Origin of the sequence: Dyadobacter diqingensis (assembly GCF_024220585.1) — a bacterium.
Lineage (GTDB): Bacteria > Bacteroidota > Bacteroidia > Cytophagales > Spirosomataceae > Dyadobacter > Dyadobacter diqingensis.
Genome location: NZ_JAMXKF010000002.1, coordinates 567,725 through 584,872, shown reverse-complemented (window position 1 = coordinate 584,872; position 17,148 = coordinate 567,725). Strand labels below are relative to the sequence as shown.

At 44.2% G+C, this 17,148-nt stretch carries 10 protein-coding genes; 4 read left to right on the top strand and 6 right to left on the bottom strand.

All coding sequences use genetic code 11. The annotated features are described in order from the left end of the window. Positions 1 to 8: 8 nt before the first annotated feature. The 5 genes from M1L62_RS07990 to M1L62_RS07970 all read right to left on the bottom strand — a co-directional run bounded on the left by M1L62_RS07990 (position 9) and on the right by M1L62_RS07970 (position 10,673). On the bottom strand, positions 9 to 3,161 hold the full coding sequence (locus M1L62_RS07990) for a SusC/RagA family TonB-linked outer membrane protein (RefSeq protein ID WP_254412507.1): 3,153 nt from the start codon (positions 3,159 to 3,161) through the stop codon (positions 9 to 11). 24 nt (positions 3,162 to 3,185) lie between these two features. Further along, complete coding sequence (locus tag M1L62_RS07985) at positions 3,186 to 5,033, bottom strand: RagB/SusD family nutrient uptake outer membrane protein (protein ID WP_254412506.1); 1,848 nt, start codon at positions 5,031 to 5,033, stop codon at positions 3,186 to 3,188. Positions 5,034 to 5,050: 17 nt separating this feature from the next. Then, on the bottom strand, positions 5,051 to 8,593 hold the full coding sequence (locus M1L62_RS07980) for a SusC/RagA family TonB-linked outer membrane protein (RefSeq protein WP_254412505.1): 3,543 nt from the start codon (positions 8,591 to 8,593) through the stop codon (positions 5,051 to 5,053). 157 nt (positions 8,594 to 8,750) lie between these two features. Then, positions 8,751 to 9,806 (bottom strand): FecR family protein, encoded by a 1,056-nt coding sequence (locus M1L62_RS07975; RefSeq protein WP_254412504.1) that lies wholly within the window; start codon positions 9,804 to 9,806, stop codon positions 8,751 to 8,753. A 147-nt stretch (positions 9,807 to 9,953) separates the two neighbouring features. After that, positions 9,954 to 10,673: an RNA polymerase sigma factor gene (locus tag M1L62_RS07970; protein WP_254412503.1), complete on the bottom strand. Its 720-nt coding sequence runs from the start codon at positions 10,671 to 10,673 to the stop codon at positions 9,954 to 9,956. Between the two features lie 307 nt (positions 10,674 to 10,980). Between M1L62_RS07970 and M1L62_RS07965 the strand changes: the two genes are divergently transcribed. Next, entirely contained in the window at positions 10,981 to 11,586 is a 606-nt protein-coding gene (locus M1L62_RS07965; RefSeq protein WP_254412502.1) for an alpha-ketoglutarate-dependent dioxygenase AlkB family protein, read from the top strand. Positions 11,587 to 11,668: 82 nt separating this feature from the next. Here the strand turns inward: M1L62_RS07965 and M1L62_RS07960 are convergent, their stop codons facing one another. Then, the gene (locus M1L62_RS07960; RefSeq protein ID WP_254412501.1) at positions 11,669 to 11,959 is read right to left on the bottom strand and encodes an HU family DNA-binding protein; all 291 of its coding nucleotides are present in this window, start codon (positions 11,957 to 11,959) and stop codon (positions 11,669 to 11,671) included. A 254-nt stretch (positions 11,960 to 12,213) separates the two neighbouring features. On the opposite strand from M1L62_RS07960, the gene M1L62_RS07955 reads away from it, so the two are divergent. The 3 genes from M1L62_RS07955 to M1L62_RS07945 all read left to right on the top strand — a co-directional run bounded on the left by M1L62_RS07955 (position 12,214) and on the right by M1L62_RS07945 (position 17,128). Further along, entirely contained in the window at positions 12,214 to 15,075 is a 2,862-nt protein-coding gene (locus M1L62_RS07955) for a PVC-type heme-binding CxxCH protein (protein ID WP_254412500.1), read from the top strand. A gap of 758 nt (positions 15,076 to 15,833) precedes the next feature. Beyond that, complete coding sequence (locus M1L62_RS07950) at positions 15,834 to 16,499, top strand: hypothetical protein (protein WP_254412499.1); 666 nt, start codon at positions 15,834 to 15,836, stop codon at positions 16,497 to 16,499. Between the two features lie 14 nt (positions 16,500 to 16,513). Further along, positions 16,514 to 17,128, top strand: a complete 615-nt coding sequence (locus tag M1L62_RS07945) for a hypothetical protein (RefSeq protein ID WP_254412498.1) — start codon at positions 16,514 to 16,516, stop codon at positions 17,126 to 17,128. The last annotated feature ends 20 nt before the right edge of the window (positions 17,129 to 17,148 follow it).

The following is a 17,148-nucleotide window of genomic DNA, read 5'->3' as shown; positions in this document are numbered from 1 at the left end:
GTCCGTAGTTAAAATGTTAGTTTAACACCTGCCGAAAATGTTTTGAACAAGGGATAGACGGTCACGCCGGAGTTGATAGACTCGGGATCTACGTCTTTTATTTTTGACAATGTCCAAAGATTGGCGCCCCTGACGTAGAGACGGATCCCTCTTGAAGAGATTATATTTCCGGGTCTTACAGGTACGTTGTAAGCCAGTTCTATATTTTGGATCTTGAAGTATCCGCCGTCACGAAGCCAGAAGTTTGAGCCTACGAAGTTGTTATTGACTTTGTAATAGGTCATTCTCGGATAGGCGCCGTTGATGTTATCCTTTGAAAAATCAGAATAATTATTGTCGCCCCAGCCGTTCCAGAAATACTTGTTGGTCATCGGGATGTCGTAAAAAGCACGGCCGTTTCCGATGGCTGTTAATTCAATATTTCTGAAATTCAACCGGATATTCAGCGCATAGATCAGTCTTGGGGTTACATTGCCAATCTCACTCTGGTCATTGTCATCGATTACGCCATCACCGTTTTTATCCTGATATTTCAAATCACCGGCCAGCAAAACTTCGTCATATATCTGCGGTACTTCCTTTGTTTCTGCATCCGTTGCGAATTTGCCGACATAAGTTTGTCCCCAGTAAGAATCAAGCGGGGCCCCAAGCCGAGTCTGATAATCGTAACGGAAGTTGGGCTCGTCGTATTTCAGGATCTTACTGTTTTGATAAGTAGCATTGCCACCAATTGAAAACCGGAACTCACCGATCCTGTCCGTGTATTGCAAACCTGTCTCCACGCCGAAATATTTGATTTTATTATAATTAAACCAGGGCCGGGAACCAGAAATACCTGCAACAAGCGGAACAGTGTTTGTCAGCTGGGAAACCATTCCGTCACGCAGGTTATTGAAATAATTGATCTCAATAGAGAGTTTTCTTTTGAATAACAAAGCGTCAACACCGATGCTGAATTCCTTGCGTTTTTCCCAGGTAAGGTCCGGGTTCCCGATCCGGCTCGGGGAGGTGCGGTACACGGTGTTATCGGTATTACTGCCAAACCACTGGCCCGTAGAGTAGGGGCCAAAAGGAGAACCGGTTGTATTGACGCCCCAGCGGTCAAGATCATAAAACGGCGGCAAGAAACTTTCAAAACCGATTATACCGGCTTCTACGCGCAGTTTAAGGAAATTCACCGCTTTTAATCCGGACATAAAATTCTCCTCCGAAATCACCCAGCCAAGACCCGCTGCCGGAAACATGGCATATCGTTTGTCTTTGGCAAAACTGTAAGTTCCCGCATAGTTCAGTACGCCCTGAAATATGTATTTATCTTTAAAAGAATATGATCCGTTTAAAACAGCATTCTGCTGGCGTTGCGGCTCTTCAATGCCATTTCTTGAAGATTTTCCAATATAATACGTGAGCCCGGCCTGAACACTGTGAACATCCCAGCTTTTTTCATAATTCAGGTTTTCATATACCACAAAGCGCTGCGAATAATAATCATGCAACTTGGCTTGTCCGGGCATGTCTACACCGTCATGTACCTTGGCCAATGTGATTGTATCCAATCCGGCAGCCGTTTTGGATGGTGTTGGGATGTATGCAATGTAATCCTCGGCCTTACCGATACGCAAGCTGTTGAAAACATTGAACCCCACATAGGTATTGGATTTCAAACCTGGAATGAGCTCCTTCATATCGTACTGAAAGGTCAGGTTGGAAGCGCCTGTTCTGCCTGTTTCGGTGTAGTACCCGTTGTGCATGAGGTTTCCGATCGGGTTGGTTTTGTAATTTGAACTTACACCATACCAGGGAGCTACCGGGTTATCACCAAAGGCGGCATAGACCGGAAATGCAATCGGGGGCGTATTGGTAATGTCGTTTATCGCGGAGTTAAACTCGACAAGGTCAAGTGCGATGTTAGAGTTGCCATCGTCGCTGGTAAAGTTGGCGTTATAGCCATAATTTGCCGAGCGACGCAGACTGAGCCCGCCGAAAAAATCGAATTTAACTTTGATCAGATCATTGATTTTGACGTCGATATTGGAGCGGACATTGATACGGTTGTAATCCGATTTGGCACCAATTTTATAAATATCGCCTTCTCCGTTGTATCCCAGATAAGCGTTATACTGAACGGTTTCATTCCCACCGCTTGACGAGACATTTACCCTTCTGAATGATTTTGAATTTTTGAGCATCATCTTGCGAAAATCAACATTGGGATGATACATGTCATAGGGATCGTTTTTACCATAGGCAGCGATGTCGGATTCATTGTAAAGAGGTGCGAGTGCACTGTTGCTTCTGGCCATATTGTTGAGTCTGGCATAATCTGTACCGGATGCCCAGCCAGGGAAACGATCAACGATGCTTACGCCTTCTTCCGCATTTACATTCAAAACCCGCTCGTTTACTTTTCCCCGCCTTGTTTTGATGTAAATGATGCCGTCAGCGCCTCTTGGTCCCAGCATAGCCTTTCCAACGATGTCCTTAATGACGGTAACGGATTCTATTTCTTGCGGATCAATGGGCATTTCAGTGATATCGGTAGGGATATCATCGATCACGAAAATAGGACTGCGGCCTCTCATGCTCAGACCTATCTTCTCTGTGACCCGGAAATTGCCAAGTTGCTCTTCCGCATTCAATCCCGGTGAACCATCTCTTTCAACAACTTCCAGACCATTGACAAGTCCGGAAAAGGCATTGCGAAGGTCATTGGTCGGGTATTTTTCAAGATCACTCGTTTTTAGTGTCTTATAACTTCCTGTTACAAACCTCTTTTTAATATCCATAAAAGGCATAGGGACTACGTCTTCGGATGTCGTATACAGTTTTGCTTTTTTCAGTTTGATCACGCTGTTGGTAATGATATCACCAACCAGAAAAACGGATTTGCTATAACCATAAGATGATATGGAGACGAAATCTTCCGGTAATGCTTCAAAATCAAAATCACCGGTTGCATTGGTTTGGGCGTAAATGGTTCCTTCGCCGACAATGATCATTGCCTCGGGAATCGGGTCACCTTTTTCATCCGTCACTTTCAGATTGACCGTGACCGGCTTTTGCTTTTTTCCTTCCTGTGCATGCGTGTCAGTGCCTGTAAAAAAGCAGAGCAGACACAGACTGAAAAGGATATAATGGGTGTAAAATTTATATAATCTCATGATTGTCTGTTAGGAATGATTGATCTACCACACTTCGTTGGAAACAAAGTTTTTCATCTTGTACATATCCTCCGTGTTAAACGGCAGGTAATACATCGCATCTTTCCAGCGTGTCTGACGATCGGCGGACAAAGGCATGCGGGTGTATTTGTAGCCCGTAGGGTAGGTTGTACTTACCGGAACTTTCTCGATATCGACACGGTACAAAGGCCCGCCCATCACTTGCGGAGCATCTTTCCAACGGCGGATGTCATGGTAATAATGACTGCCTTCAAAACACAATTCAATGACGCGCTCGTTTTTGATCCGTTCACGTAATTTGTCCTTTGAAACGCTGTACGCCTGAAGCACGTTAGGCATTCCCACACGCGTTCTGATTTTGTTCAAAGCCTGTAAAGCCGAAACAGAGGCGCCGGGAGCCATCCCGTTTGGACCATATGCCTCATTGGCAGCCTCTGCATAATTCAGGTATAACTCTCCCAACCGGATCAGCGGGTCGGTGTACTGCGGTGTGGTTTTATTATTCACACTTTGCTCTCCCCAGGTTTTTCTTTCATAATAACCTGTTCTTGTGATTCCCGCATACGACGGATCCAGGAGCTGCGAATAAACCGCTGACCCGTTGTTGGTTTCGTAATATATTTTTGCAGTAGAATAACCAGGAATCGGGGCTGTGTTGTAAATGATATCGATATAGAATCTTGGATCACGGTCTTTGTAGGGATCCTGTTCATTGTAATGGCCGGCGGATGCAGCAGCTTGTCTGTCGGCGGCGGTGTTGAGAGGTTCGCCCCATTTCGTTTCAAATTTGTCAACGGTGTTTTGCGTAGGGCATTCTCCTGACCAGCCCGTTTTGCCGCCTCCGAAAATACCGTTCATCTGGGTATTAAGGTTACCGTCATTATATGCTTTTGTTCCTGCATACCAGGCCCACAACTGCTCGTTGGAATAGGTGGTTCCGATGTAGTTTTTCTTGTAATCTGCCAGAGATAACAGCTCATATCCGTTTTTCTCAGCAATCTGGATGGCTTCCCAGTTTGCTTTGGCGGCTTCTTCCCAGTCGGCTGCACCCCGTTCATTGTTGAGCGGACTGGCAGCATACAAAAGTGCACGTGCTTTGTATGCTTTGGCTGCCACACCCGTTGGTCGTTTTTGTTCGGGATTATTCAAATGGCCTGCCACACCTGGCCCCGGATCCCGGCGCATCAGATCTGCCTGTGCAAAAAAGGCTGCTGCGCTATCCATATCCGCCGCTATCCGCACAAGGGTTTCGTGTTTGGATAATCTTGCAATATCCCACGTGTCATCCGGACCGATCACCGTGTTCAGATAGGGCATAGGGCCCCATAGACGAAACAGTTCAAAATGTGCAAATGCGCGGATAAAATGCGCTTGTCCTTTAAAATCATTGACATCCACCTGATTTACATCTTTGAGCATACCAATATTTTTCAAAGTGACGTTACAGATTCTGATGATCGAGAACATGGACCCCAGGATCGGGCGTCTCTGCGGATCATAGGTCATTTTGTTAATGATTGCCGAAATCTGGCCGCTTTTTATAACCTGGGCATCCATCACACGGCCCATGTCGCTCATGTCAGTCAGCGATTCCAGGGTGTATTTTTGATCCCAGAATTCGAAATAAAGCGGATAGGCATTTTTTATATTATAAGCCCGCCAGGTATCGCCGTCTTTTTTATTGCCCTCATAAACACTGTCGAAAAACTTTTTGAAGTTTTCGTATTTAGAGAACACATCTTCTGTCGTCAGACCCGACTCTGGCGCTTTGTTCAGATAATCTTCCACACAGGAAGTCAGCACCAAACCGAGTATTGCCGTTGACAGGAATATTGAGATATATTTTTTCATCGTAATAGGATTTAGCTTTAAAATGCCGCTTTGATAGCGAACTTAATACTGGACATCTGCGGGTAGAATCCCTGGTTGAAATCCTTGCTATCCGGATCACCTTCAATTAGTTTGGTGAAAGTGAAAAGGTTGTTTCCGGTCACGAAAAAGACCAGATTGGAGGTGCCGATTACCCTTTTCAGTAACTTGGAACTGAAATTATAGGCAGCATAAACTTCTCTCACCTTTAAAAAACTTGCGTTTCTCCAGAAGCGGTCTTTCACCATAATGTCGAAACCTCTGTCGGCTTCACCACCGCCCCAGAAAAGGTTGTCTGTACTTCCTCCGCTGGAATAATGCAGGGTCGTATGTCCGGCATTCGGGTTGGTCGGCGTCCAGTAATCCAGCTGCGAAGCGTGTACACGCCAGTCACCTTTGATAAACTCGACTTCGTATGGCTGATTGAACTCAACATATTTTCCTACAACGCCCTGAAGCATGAAGTTGAAATCAAACTTTTTGTAAGAAAACCCTGCGGAAAATGAATAAGTCGTTGAGGGATATTCCGACCCGGGAATAGGATATTTGTCAAGGTTGGTGATCTTGCCATCTGAATTGTAGTCCAGATATTTGTAATCCCCCACGTTGAGCTTGCTCACATCAATCGGTGAAACGTTGTTATGAATATCGTCGACCGAAGTGAAATAGCCAGTCCCGGTGAGCTCAACACCGCTCAACTGTGCGCCAAGCGGTTTGTTTGCCGCTTTTTGATAGTCGAATGCATAAGGCAGATCATCCTTGAAAAGAATGCGGTTTTCGTTAAATCCGAAAATTCCTTTCACGAAATAATTAAAGCCATTTGCCGTATTTTTCCGGTACTCTGCTTCCAGTTCGATACCGTGTTTTTTCAGTCTCCCCAGGTTAAGTTCTTTAAATGAGTTACCCACGAGCATGGTCACACTCTGGGGATTAAGAAGCATTTTTTTGCGCCGCTCATCAAAGAAGTCGACACTGAATGTAAAGCTGTCGTTCCAAAGCCCGAGTTCGATTCCCAAATCTCTTTTTCTGGCTTCTTCCCACTGAGAATAAAGGTTTGGGCCAAGATCTTCGCGGATATAACCTGCGTTGTCTTTAAAATAATCACTCAGATATAACCACCGGTTGTCTGCGATGTCGCTACCGACTTTACCATCGGAATAACGGAGTTTAAGTTTACTGATCCAGGGAGCACGGTCTTTCATAAATTTCTCTTCTGAAATAAGCCAGCCTGCTGCTCCTGACGGGAAAAAACCATAACGTTTTCCAGGTGCAAACCGCTCGGAACCGGTATATCCTACGTTTACTTCCAGGAGGTATTTTCCAGCATAGTCATAGGTTGCACGACTGACAAGGCCCTGGTTGTAATATGGGAATTCAATGGTTTTATCTTTTTGCTGACGGTTTACCAAAGCCAGTCCTGATACATTATGTTTGCCAAATGCCCGGTTATAATTCAGAGCGAATTCATAATAGAGATCTTTGTAATAACCTCCTTCCAGTTCTCCTACGTTGATATCAAGCGGCCCCTGCTGGAATACTTCATTGCCCTGACCGTTGCGGAACCACGGATTTTCTTCTGTTCCGATTTTGTCATAATTCAACTGATATTGAGGAAAAGTATAAGTGGCGGTTAATGACCGGTTCTTGTAATAAGTACTCATGGAAACCTTGCCTCTCATCGATAATCCTTTTGTAACGCCGTCAAGTTTCTGGTCGAGGATCAAATCCGTGAAGAGTTTCGATTCCAGATAGCGGTTAAATGAACCCTGGTTCATGGTGGTATATGGATTGCCGGTGAATTCTCCGAAATTCATCACGAGCCTTTCGCCGCTGTCGTTTGGATAATCCGGGTCAGGAACCTGTTCAAGAACCCAGGCCGGGAAATAGGCCGGATAACGTGACGGACCGGTTGAATATAAATTTCGCCATGGCGTGTCGGTTGGCTGGTTTTTAATGCCTGTTTCACCGCCAACGTTCAGTGATAAAGTTGTGCTTTTTGTCAGGTTAAAGTCAATGTTGGTACGATAGTTAAACCGGTTGTACCAATATCGTGTGTCGTCATAGCCTTCGTTGTAGGCTTTAAAAAAGTCGCCCTGATAGGCGTAGCCAATAGATGCAAAGTATTTAATGAAATTTGTGCCGCCGGATACGTTGAAATTAGCATTGGCGTTGGCTGCAAAAGGTTTTGTCATTGTTTTAAACCAGTTTACATCCGGATATCTGAGACTGTTAAGGGGAGTAGTAGGATTTTTATATTCGTTCAGTACATTTTGCGGGATCAGGTCAGTAAACTGTTGTCCGTTCATCAGGGCAACATTGTACATCGACATGGTTGTGTGAGAGCTGATATGATCGGGAATTCGTGTCGCTTTTGATAAGCCATATGAAGCCGTAAAATCAAGCTTCGGCTTTCCAATTGTGCCTCTTTTGGTTGTTACGATGATAACTCCGTTGGCTCCTTTGGCTCCAAAAACTGCGGTCGCGGAGGCATCTTTCAGAACAGAAATCGTCGCAATTTCATTAGGGTCCATGTCTTTGAAATCTCTTTCCACACCATCCACCATGATCAGCGGCTGAGATCCGTTCCAGCTTGACAGACCCCTGATAACGATCTCAGAGTGATCGTTTCCGGGTTCACCGAACTTTTGCATTGTGAAAACACCGGAAAGTTTACCGGCAAGGGCATTGGTGACGTTCGAGGTGCCAGAGCGCATCAGTGCTTTGTTATCAACCTGGGTAATAGCACCGACAACACTTTCCTTACGCTGCGTTCCATATCCAACCACGACCACCTCTTCGAGTGACTTGTTTTCTGAAACCAGTTTTATATCGATGGATCTTCGTCCACCCACCGGAATTTCCTGCGAAACATAACCGATATAGCTGTAAACCAGTACGGAACTGTTACCCGCGACAGTGATTTTGTATTTTCCGTCTACATCGGTAGAAAGCCCGTTGACAGTGCCTTTTTCAACTACGTTTACACCCGGAAGCACTTCGCCGTTATCGCCTTTAACGACGCCGGATACGGTTATCGCCATGGCAGAAAGTCCATTTGAAACAACCTGTTTCAAATGGTTAGCATGATAATCTTCAACCGAAGATGCAGACATATCTGATTTTCCAGAAAGCGAGGCTGTTACGGTGCTGGCAGCATTGATTGTCTCGGTTACCGATTGTTTTTTCGCGGTAGAAACATAGATGGTCTCATTAATCCGGCTGAAACTCAGATTTGCTTCCCTTGAAATATGACGCAAGAGTTTCCCGATACTGGCTTCTGCGAAATTCAGATCGAGTTTTTTGTTTTGAACAAGCTTTTGGTCGTATTGAAAATTGAATTTTGTCTTTTCGTTGATGACAACAAAGGCGTCCTCCAGGGGAACATCCCGGAGGTTAATGGATATGTAGATTTTTTCAATACTCTGTTCCTGGGCACTACTGTCGGTGGCTGACAGGAGCCCGGCAAACAGGCATTGTAAAACCATGCCGATTACTGCATACCTGGACATTGCTACAATTTGTTGTAGTAGTTTAAATTCCATATTTTTGAAGGTTTTGAATTGACATTCATTACACTTGGCCTTTTCCGTAACCTGATTGAGCGCCAACTCTTATGCACGGTAGGGCCACACAACTGAACCGGTAATCTTTGGATTACCGGTTTTTTTTAGCTCGTATCTGCACCCATTTCTTTCAATATTATTGAATGTTAACTATGTCGGACTGAATTGAATAAGAGAATCGGTTGGGGTAGCGCATCACGTTGAGGATATATCCCAGCGGCTTGTTTTGAAAACTTCCGCTGAACCGCCAGGTCGGATCTGGTTTTAAATCCTTGTTGATGTTGATTTTGACGCCATACCAGCGTTCGAGTTTGATGATCGTGCTGGCGAAATCGGATTTTTCGAGATGTAAAACACCATCTTTCCATCCGATTTGTTCAGCCTCGTCATAGGGACTGATCGTTAACGCCTGGCGGTTTTTTTCGAAAGTTGCCATCTCCCTTTTGGTAAGGCAGACACTGTTTTTTTGTTTCAAAGAAGAAATCTCAGCGCTTACTTTTACCGTTCCTTCTACCACGGCAACCTGAACATCGTCCGTTTCAGGATAAGCCCGTACGTTAAAGGAGGTGCCAAGTACTTTGGTAGTGACCTTACCGGTATGAATAATAAAAGGAGCATTTTTCATAGACACAACCTGAAAAAATGCCTCTCCCGTCAGCGTAACCTCCCGAAGGTTATCGGCAAATTGGGCAGGGTAGGACACCACAGAACCCGCATTCAGTTTGACACGCGTACCATCAGGAAGTATGATGTCGCGTTGCTGACCATTGTCTGATCTTTGCTCAACGGGTGCCAGCGCGGTATGTTGCCGGCCCGAAAGCAGATAACGGTCCGTTGCGAAAATAACGGCCAATACGATGGATGCCGCGGCCATCCATTTTAAGACCGTGAAAATTCTGCCGTAGGTGATCTCTTTGCTTTCAGCAGTCAATGGTTTAACCGTGGCCATCGAGGTTTCAAGCCTTTTCCATTGCTGGTCAATGTCCGTGGTTTCGGGTTTTTTCCCTTTAATTTGAAGTGCATAAATAACCGTTTTTGCTTTTTCGGCTTCGATCCTGCCCGCAGGATTGGCCAATAGCCACGATTCCCAAAGGTGATTTTTTTCCGGGGCCTGGCCGTTAAGCCATTCCCTGAAATCATCATCCAGCACGAAATCGTTACATTTAAAATGTTTGTATTTCTGCTCTTCCACTTTTGTTAGCTTAGTTCTTTATCTAAATAGAGCTCGAACAATCGCTAAGTGACCCTCTGTTTGTTATTTTTTTTCTTGAATTTATTATAAATAATAAATAGAATAGGGTAACTGATTAATAACTAATTAGTTACAATTTGAAATAAATTATTCTAAAAGTGAAGCAAGCGGTCCGGCCTTTGCCGTAAGCTCGGGAGGCGTTGAAAAAAGAAGCGAAAGAAAAATACTGATTACAAAAGGGACATTCTTTGTTTGTGGTGCCAGCTCGCGGTTAAGTGCATCCAATGCTTTGTAAATCAGTTTGTAAACGGCTCTCGTGGAGATATTCATTACCGCCGCAATATCACCGAAAGACTGCTCATTGTAAAATTTCAGATACAGCGCTTCTTTCTGGCGGTCGGGCAGGTTTTGTATCGCATTTTGCAGGATAGAAATATTTTCTCTGAGTGTCTGGTCCTGAATTATTTTTACTTCAACGGATAACTCAATATTAAAACCGGAATACTCTTTGTCGGTATCGGATCCGTCGGAATCCAGCTCTACAAAAGAAGGTTCCTGTTTTTTCCTTTTCAGGATTAATCGGCGCAGAGAGGCGAGAAGATAACTTTTAACAGATTCGGATGCGCCCAGAAACTGTTTCCTTTCCCAGATATTCAGAAAAAGGATCTGAATACAATCCTTGATTTCTTCCTCATCTTTGTGAAACCGGAGACCGTAATTAAGCAGCGCAGGGTAATAAAGCCGGAATATTTTTTCAAAAGCACTATTACTTCCTTCTTTGAGTGAATCCCATAGCGGATCACCCTTAAAAACCTCGGCTTTTAAATTTTCTGAATGTTCGTCAGGTAAAATTACTTCATTTCCCATTTTTGTTGAGTTTTCGGAATAATCTTCGCTGCATTAATTAATTCCAAATAAAATATCACCCAGGGTTGACTAAAACCGAGACGAAAAATCCATTGGTTACCCTTAAAATATTTATTGTTTTTACTGAAAAATTCAAATAAAGGTTACTTAATCGGTCAAATCCCAACGATCAACGAGAGGTATGAGCATCGTTTGCAACTGCAACTTTCGACGCCAGATATTGTTTAACAATAGAGCAAGACTGAAGCTTCTGAGGCACCGTTGGCAAGAGGGTATTTTGTTTGAAGATAAGGATTTAAATCAGATTATGAATCAGCTGCACTTATTTAATCAGGATGAGGGACTGGTATTCCCGGAAAATCTCCTGGAATATTATCCGGGTTTTTTAAGCCAGAAAGAGAGTCGTGAGGTAATGGAAAAAATCATTAGTGAAGTTCCCTGGCAGCAGCGCACGATTATGATGTATGGAAAACAACTGCTGACGCCAAGGCTGATGGCGTGGTATGGCGATAAAAATAAATCTTACGCATTTTCCGGTAGCCGGTTTGACCCCATTTTCTGGACGGACGAACTTTTGTATCTGAAAGAAAAAATTGAAAGTTCGACCAGGTTATCCTTTAACAGCGTTTTGCTGAATTATTACCGGGATGGGAATGACTCAGTGGCATGGCACAGCGACGATGAGACGGAGCTGGGCAAAAGACCGAATATCGCTTCGCTGAGCCTTGGGCAGGGAAGAAACTTTGAGTTTCGCCATAAAACGGACCACCAGCGCAAGTATTCTCTGCATCTTGAAAACGGCTCCCTGCTGATCATGAAAGGCGATTTGCAGCATCATTGGGAGCACAGGATCCCGAAAATGACAACAAAAGCTGCCGAACGGGTAAATCTTACTTTTCGGACAATATTTTAATATAATCGGAGGGTATAAAAAAAGTAATCCCGGAAAGAATTTTTCCGGGATTACAGACTGGATGCTTACTTCGAATTTTAGTTTATGTCAACTTGTTGCCTTCCTTCACCTGGTTAACAAATTCCTTCGATGGTTTGAAATGTGGAACGACATGAGCCGGGACAATCACAGTCGATTTCAATGTAATATTCCTTGCTGTCTTCTCAGCTCTTTCCTTATTAATAAAACTGCCAAAACCGCGGATGTAAATATTTTCCCCTCCGCTCATTGAATTCTTAACGGTTATGAAAAACGATTCCAGAACCTTTTCTACCTCTTCCTTTGGAATTCCGGTTGCATCTGCTATTTGTGCAACCGTATCTGCTTTTGTCATAAAATTTAGCGGGCTTGTTTAATCTGAAAGAATAATCTTTTGAAACAAGGTAAAAAGGAAAATCGCTGAATCAAAGTAGGTTATAAAATTTGTTAAAAGTTTTGTCACATATATCCGACGAGCATAAATAATAGCTCAGCCCCAATGCGTAGAAATGAGGGAAACGGTCTTTTATCTAGTTATAGTGATCTGTTCATATGGGTTACATTATAATATAAAGGCGAATATTCCTAACAAACTTACCACCTGTTATTATGTCTGCATTTCGTTTTCTAATCCCGGTTTTTCTGATTTTTTGCTCGTTGTCCGCAACTTATGGCTCTGGTTTGCCCAGGTTAGTCCGGCAAGACACTACGCATTTTGACCGGGATTATACACTTGAAGCGACCATGCTAGGTTTTTTTGCACCGGATGGCGCGCGGAATCCTACGTTAAAAGCAAATAAAGGTGATCGTGTCCGAATTAAAATTACCAACGGAGAATTGATGACCCATGACATTTCGCTGGAAAAACTGGGGTTGAAAAGTACGGTGATTATCGAAAAAGGTGCGACGACAAGTATTGTTTTCAAGGCAGAGCAAAGTGATACTTATTATTGTTCTGTGCCTGGACATCGCGCGGCGGGGATGGTTGGGAGTTTTGAAGTGGTAGAAGGCGTTATATCTGATAAAACTGTGGCAGGGCAGCTTCCTGTTAAAGACGGGCAAGTGTTGAACCTGAATTTTGAAACCGGTACTTTGAAAGACTGGACGGCAACCGGTGATGCATTTACGAATCCGCTGGTGTCGCAGGATCCTTCGCCGGTGCATGAAAAAGATATGCACATTGGCTTTGAGGGGAAATATTTTCTAAGCAGCGGTGGTAACACAAATTATAAATTGACGGGTACGTTAACTTCTGTGCCGTTTAAGGTGACACAGCCATTTGCCGCTTTCAGGGTATCCGGCGGAGCGTTACAGGATACCCGGGTTGAGCTGGTGCTGGCGGGGACGAATGAGATTATTTATCATATTACGGGACAGGGGCGCGCTACGCTTCAGCCGGCGGTTGTGGATTTACAGCCTTATCTGAACAAAGAGATTTTTATCAGGATTATTGATAACGAGACGGGTATTTCGCAAATACCTTATATCCCGAATGATAAATGGGCGCATATTAATTTTGACGAGTTTTTGTTTTACCCCACCCGTCCTGATTTCCCGAATGAACTTAAACAGAAGGATATCATCATTCTTCCACCGCTCGATCCTGTACTGAATGCGGGACTTTCGGGGCAGGAAGCGGCAAAAGCAATGACGCCGCCAAAAGGTTTTAACGTGACGCTGGCAGCAGCAGAGCCTGATATTATCCGTCCAATCAGTTTTACGATCGATGCACGGGGTAGACTTTGGGTGGTTGAAGGACATACTTATCCGGTTCCGGCACCCGAAGGACAGGGGAGAGACAGGATATTGATCTTTGAAGATACCAATGGTGACGGCACACTTGACAGCAGAAAAGTTTTTACCGAAGGATTGAATCTCGTCAGTGGTATTGAAGTGGGGATGGGTGGTGTTTGGCTGGGTGCTGCGCCTTATCTTTTGTTTATACCCATTGATGCAAAAAATGATAAACCGGCTGGCCCTCCGCAGAAACTGCTCGACGGCTGGGGAACACATGATACGCATGAAGTGCTGAATAATCTGAGATGGGGGCCCGATGGTTGGCTTTACGGGACACACGGTGTTTTTACTCATTCGAACGTAGGAAAGCCGGGTGCAACAGACGCCGAAAGGACAAAAATCAACGCCGGCGTGTGGCGTTATCATCCGACCACACATCAGTTTGAGGTTTTCGCGGAAGGTTCGAGCAATCCGTGGGGAATCGATTTTAATGATTATGGGCATCCCTTTATAACGGTTTGTGTGATCCCACATATGTATCACGTGATTCAGGGCGCTCGTTATCAGCGTCAGGCCGGAAAGCATTTTAACCCCTATACTTACGATGATATCAAAACAATTGCAGATCATGTCCACTGGGTGGGAGAGCGTGGACCGCATGCGGGGAATTTTCGTTCAGCTTCGGCAGGAGGAGGGCACGCACATGCGGGAGCGATGATTTATCTGGGAGGTGACAGCTGGCCGAAGGAGTATCGTAACGATATTTTTATGAATAACATCAACGGTGCGAAACTGAATATTGATCACTTAACACGATCCGGTTCCGGTTATGAGGCCACTCACAAAAACGACTTCCTATCGATGAACGACTCCTGGTCGCAGTGGCTTAATTTCAAGTATGACCCAAGCGGTTCTGTATTCGCCATCGACTGGTATGATAAAAACCAGTGCCACAGCCCGAACCCGGATGTACATAACAAAACGATGGGGAGGATTTTCAAGATTACACATGAGCAGGATAAATGGGTCAAAGTGGATCTTTCAAAAGCATCGGATATGGAACTGGTAAAGTACCAGCTCCATACGAATGAGTGGTACGTTCGTCAGGCTAGGACCATTTTGCAGGAACGTGGCGCAAATAAGAAAGTGCATAAAGCGTTGAAAGAAATATTGGCTAAAAATCCGGATGCAACCCGAAAACTTCGGGCTTTATGGACGCTTCATGTTACAAAAGGTTTAAATGAAAAAGATCTGACCGGTTTACTGACGAATGAAAATGAATATGTCAGAAGCTGGGCAATTCAGTTACTAGCTGAAAACAAAACAGTATCTCCCGAAACGTTGAAGCGTTTCGTGACCCTGGCCCAAAATGACCAGTCGGCTCTGGTAAGGTTGTATCTCACCTCTGCGATGTTGAGACTGGAACCTGCGCAGCGCTGGGATGTTGTGGAGGCATTGGTTCAAAAATCGGAAGATAAAGACGATCATAACCTGCCGTTGATGGTGTGGTATGCCGCGGAGCCCTTAGCCGGGCTGGATATGAAAAGGGCATTGCAACTGGCTGAAAAAGCAAAACTCCCAAAGATATTGCCTTACACCATACAACGAGTTGCGGCAATAGGAACAGATGAGTCCAAAAAGGTCTTAAAAGACCTGAACGACCGCCTGGGCAAAGCAGATTCTCACGAAAACCATGAAACGCAAATATTGATTGGGAAGGTGTTGGAAAAGTGATTTAAGCAAGAAAGTGCAAATAAATGCTGCAAAAACAGGCTTGTTGGGAGCTTGTTTGGATATGTTGAAGGCGATGCTGGAATTTTAACAATAAAGCATTCAGGTGTAAGCAGCAACCTTCCGTTTGTTTAAAAATTCTTCCAATTCTATCGGTGATATAACAATCCCTTTGTTGGGCGTAGTCTCCCCTTTGTTGGGCGTAGTCTCCAGACTACGTCCGAGCGTCATCGGTCTCTGACTTTGTTAGGCGTAGTCTCCAGACTACGTCCGAACGTCATTGTTCTCTGACCGAAACATCAAATAAAATCAATCTCCGCTGTTTATTGATAAATTTATTTTGATAAACACATTCGGGTTTTAAGGTTTAAAAAAGTACATAGCAACCACATTATTCCAACAATTCCCTTTACGGCTCATACTCCTGACCACAAGTGCATTTTCTTCGAACAGACTTTTAAATTCGGTGCAAGCATATTGAACTCCTCGGCCGGAGTGAGTCGCCGTTGGGATGGAAAATTAATTCAGATATCACAGTATTCTTGTGGCCAAAAGAATTGAAATCCCCACTGCTGCTCCATCGAACCACGTAATTTCCCCTAACCCTTATATGGTATTGAAGTGCATGGCCTTATATCCCAAATTTGCACGTCGATAAAAATTTGCCGGTTCTGTTCTTTCCGTCAATATAACCCAGACCACTACGTCGGGAAAGACTCACTTTTGCACAAACTACATAGAAGAAAAAAACGGAATGCAACATGAAAAAACTGGCCTTTAAATTCATACTGCTTTGTGTCCCTGTCCTGATGGCGGGTCGATGCAGCCGGGAATCAGAAACACCAATACCACAGGAGAACTTAGCCGACTATGGCGTGGATGCTACTTTTGATGTCGGAGAAAATTACACCTTTAAACAATTTGTATCCATGGAAACCAATATGGGAAAACAAGTTGCCGGATGCAATTTTCTTGGAAATCAGATGGTCGTTGCCTTTGGTGCGCTGAACTACCTTGACCCCACCAAGTCCAACGGATTCAATGTTGGTTTCAGCGTTGATAATGTAACCCATGAAGGGGTATATCAATTTCGGGAGGAAGATTCTGGTGCCAAAAATACATCGAGCTACACTAAAAGAACCAGGTCAGGTTTGATTACATCGACCCCTTCTCCTTTAATGGCGTATGACAATCGTAAAAACTATTGGCGGCTGCCTCCAGATAAGGACGGTCGTTGTAGTGAACAACAGATGCAGGTGGGTTTCCAAAGTATCGACGTCACCAAATATAGTAGCGAAAACGGCGGTGTTATCGAAGGCAGCTTTCATATCAATGTGTATTATAAACCCGAAAGTAAATGCGCCCAGTACCAGCATCAGCTAATTACCGGAAATTTTAAATTAAAGCGCGTGAACATACCCCTGTAATTAAACCGTTTAGCATGAAAATCTCAAAAATTATAGCAATCGTCCTTATGTCTGTTGTCTTTACTTCCTGTAAAAAAAGCGGCAAAGACATCAGTCCGGTTAAAAATGAAAAAACGGGTACCATGTCTGTGGAAGTAAATGGTACCGTATGGACCGGAACCTGCGGTGCGGTCGATGCACAGATTGGAGCCGGGATCAATGTTACTATTTTAAGTAATAACAGTCCCCAAAAAGATTTAATATCGATGACCATTGTCGGATACACGGGAAGTGGCGATTATTCTACAAACTTTAAGACCGACAGTGGTTTAACTCTTGTCTACAATGGCTTGAACTACAAGTATGATAAAAAATCAACAGATCCTCTCGTAGTAAAAATCACCGAAAGCTCCTTGCCTGCCGCTCCTTTGGGCCTGGAAAGATTGCCGGTGAGTTCAGTGGTACATTCAAAAATGTTGAAGGAGGAAAATCAATCGTTCTTACCAAGGGAAAATTCCAGACTACTGACATTTTGTAGAAGGGCCATTTTTAATCAAAATTCACGAGGGACATTTCGGGGACGCGGGATCATCCCGGTTCTTCCGAAATGGCACCAGCTGATTGCCGGGGCGGTCAAATATGCAGGTTGAAATGTAGAACTGAAAAATAT

Excerpts from the sequence above, each read along its gene's own strand:
- M1L62_RS07965 (WP_254412502.1), top strand. The coding sequence starts at position 10,981 with ATGAATCAGCTGCACTTATTTAATCAGGATGAGGGACTGGTATTCCCG.
- M1L62_RS07985 (WP_254412506.1), bottom strand. The coding sequence starts at position 5,033 with ATGAAAAAATATATCTCAATATTCCTGTCAACGGCAATACTCGGTTTG.
- M1L62_RS07980 (WP_254412505.1), bottom strand. The coding sequence starts at position 8,593 with ATGGAATTTAAACTACTACAACAAATTGTAGCAATGTCCAGGTATGCA.
- M1L62_RS07950 (WP_254412499.1), top strand. The coding sequence starts at position 15,834 with ATGAAAAAACTGGCCTTTAAATTCATACTGCTTTGTGTCCCTGTCCTG.
- M1L62_RS07955 (WP_254412500.1), top strand. The coding sequence starts at position 12,214 with ATGTCTGCATTTCGTTTTCTAATCCCGGTTTTTCTGATTTTTTGCTCG.
- M1L62_RS07970 (WP_254412503.1), bottom strand. The coding sequence starts at position 10,673 with ATGGGAAATGAAGTAATTTTACCTGACGAACATTCAGAAAATTTAAAA.
- M1L62_RS07960 (WP_254412501.1), bottom strand. The coding sequence starts at position 11,959 with ATGACAAAAGCAGATACGGTTGCACAAATAGCAGATGCAACCGGAATT.
- M1L62_RS07945 (WP_254412498.1), top strand. The coding sequence starts at position 16,514 with ATGAAAATCTCAAAAATTATAGCAATCGTCCTTATGTCTGTTGTCTTT.
- M1L62_RS07990 (WP_254412507.1), bottom strand. The coding sequence starts at position 3,161 with ATGAGATTATATAAATTTTACACCCATTATATCCTTTTCAGTCTGTGT.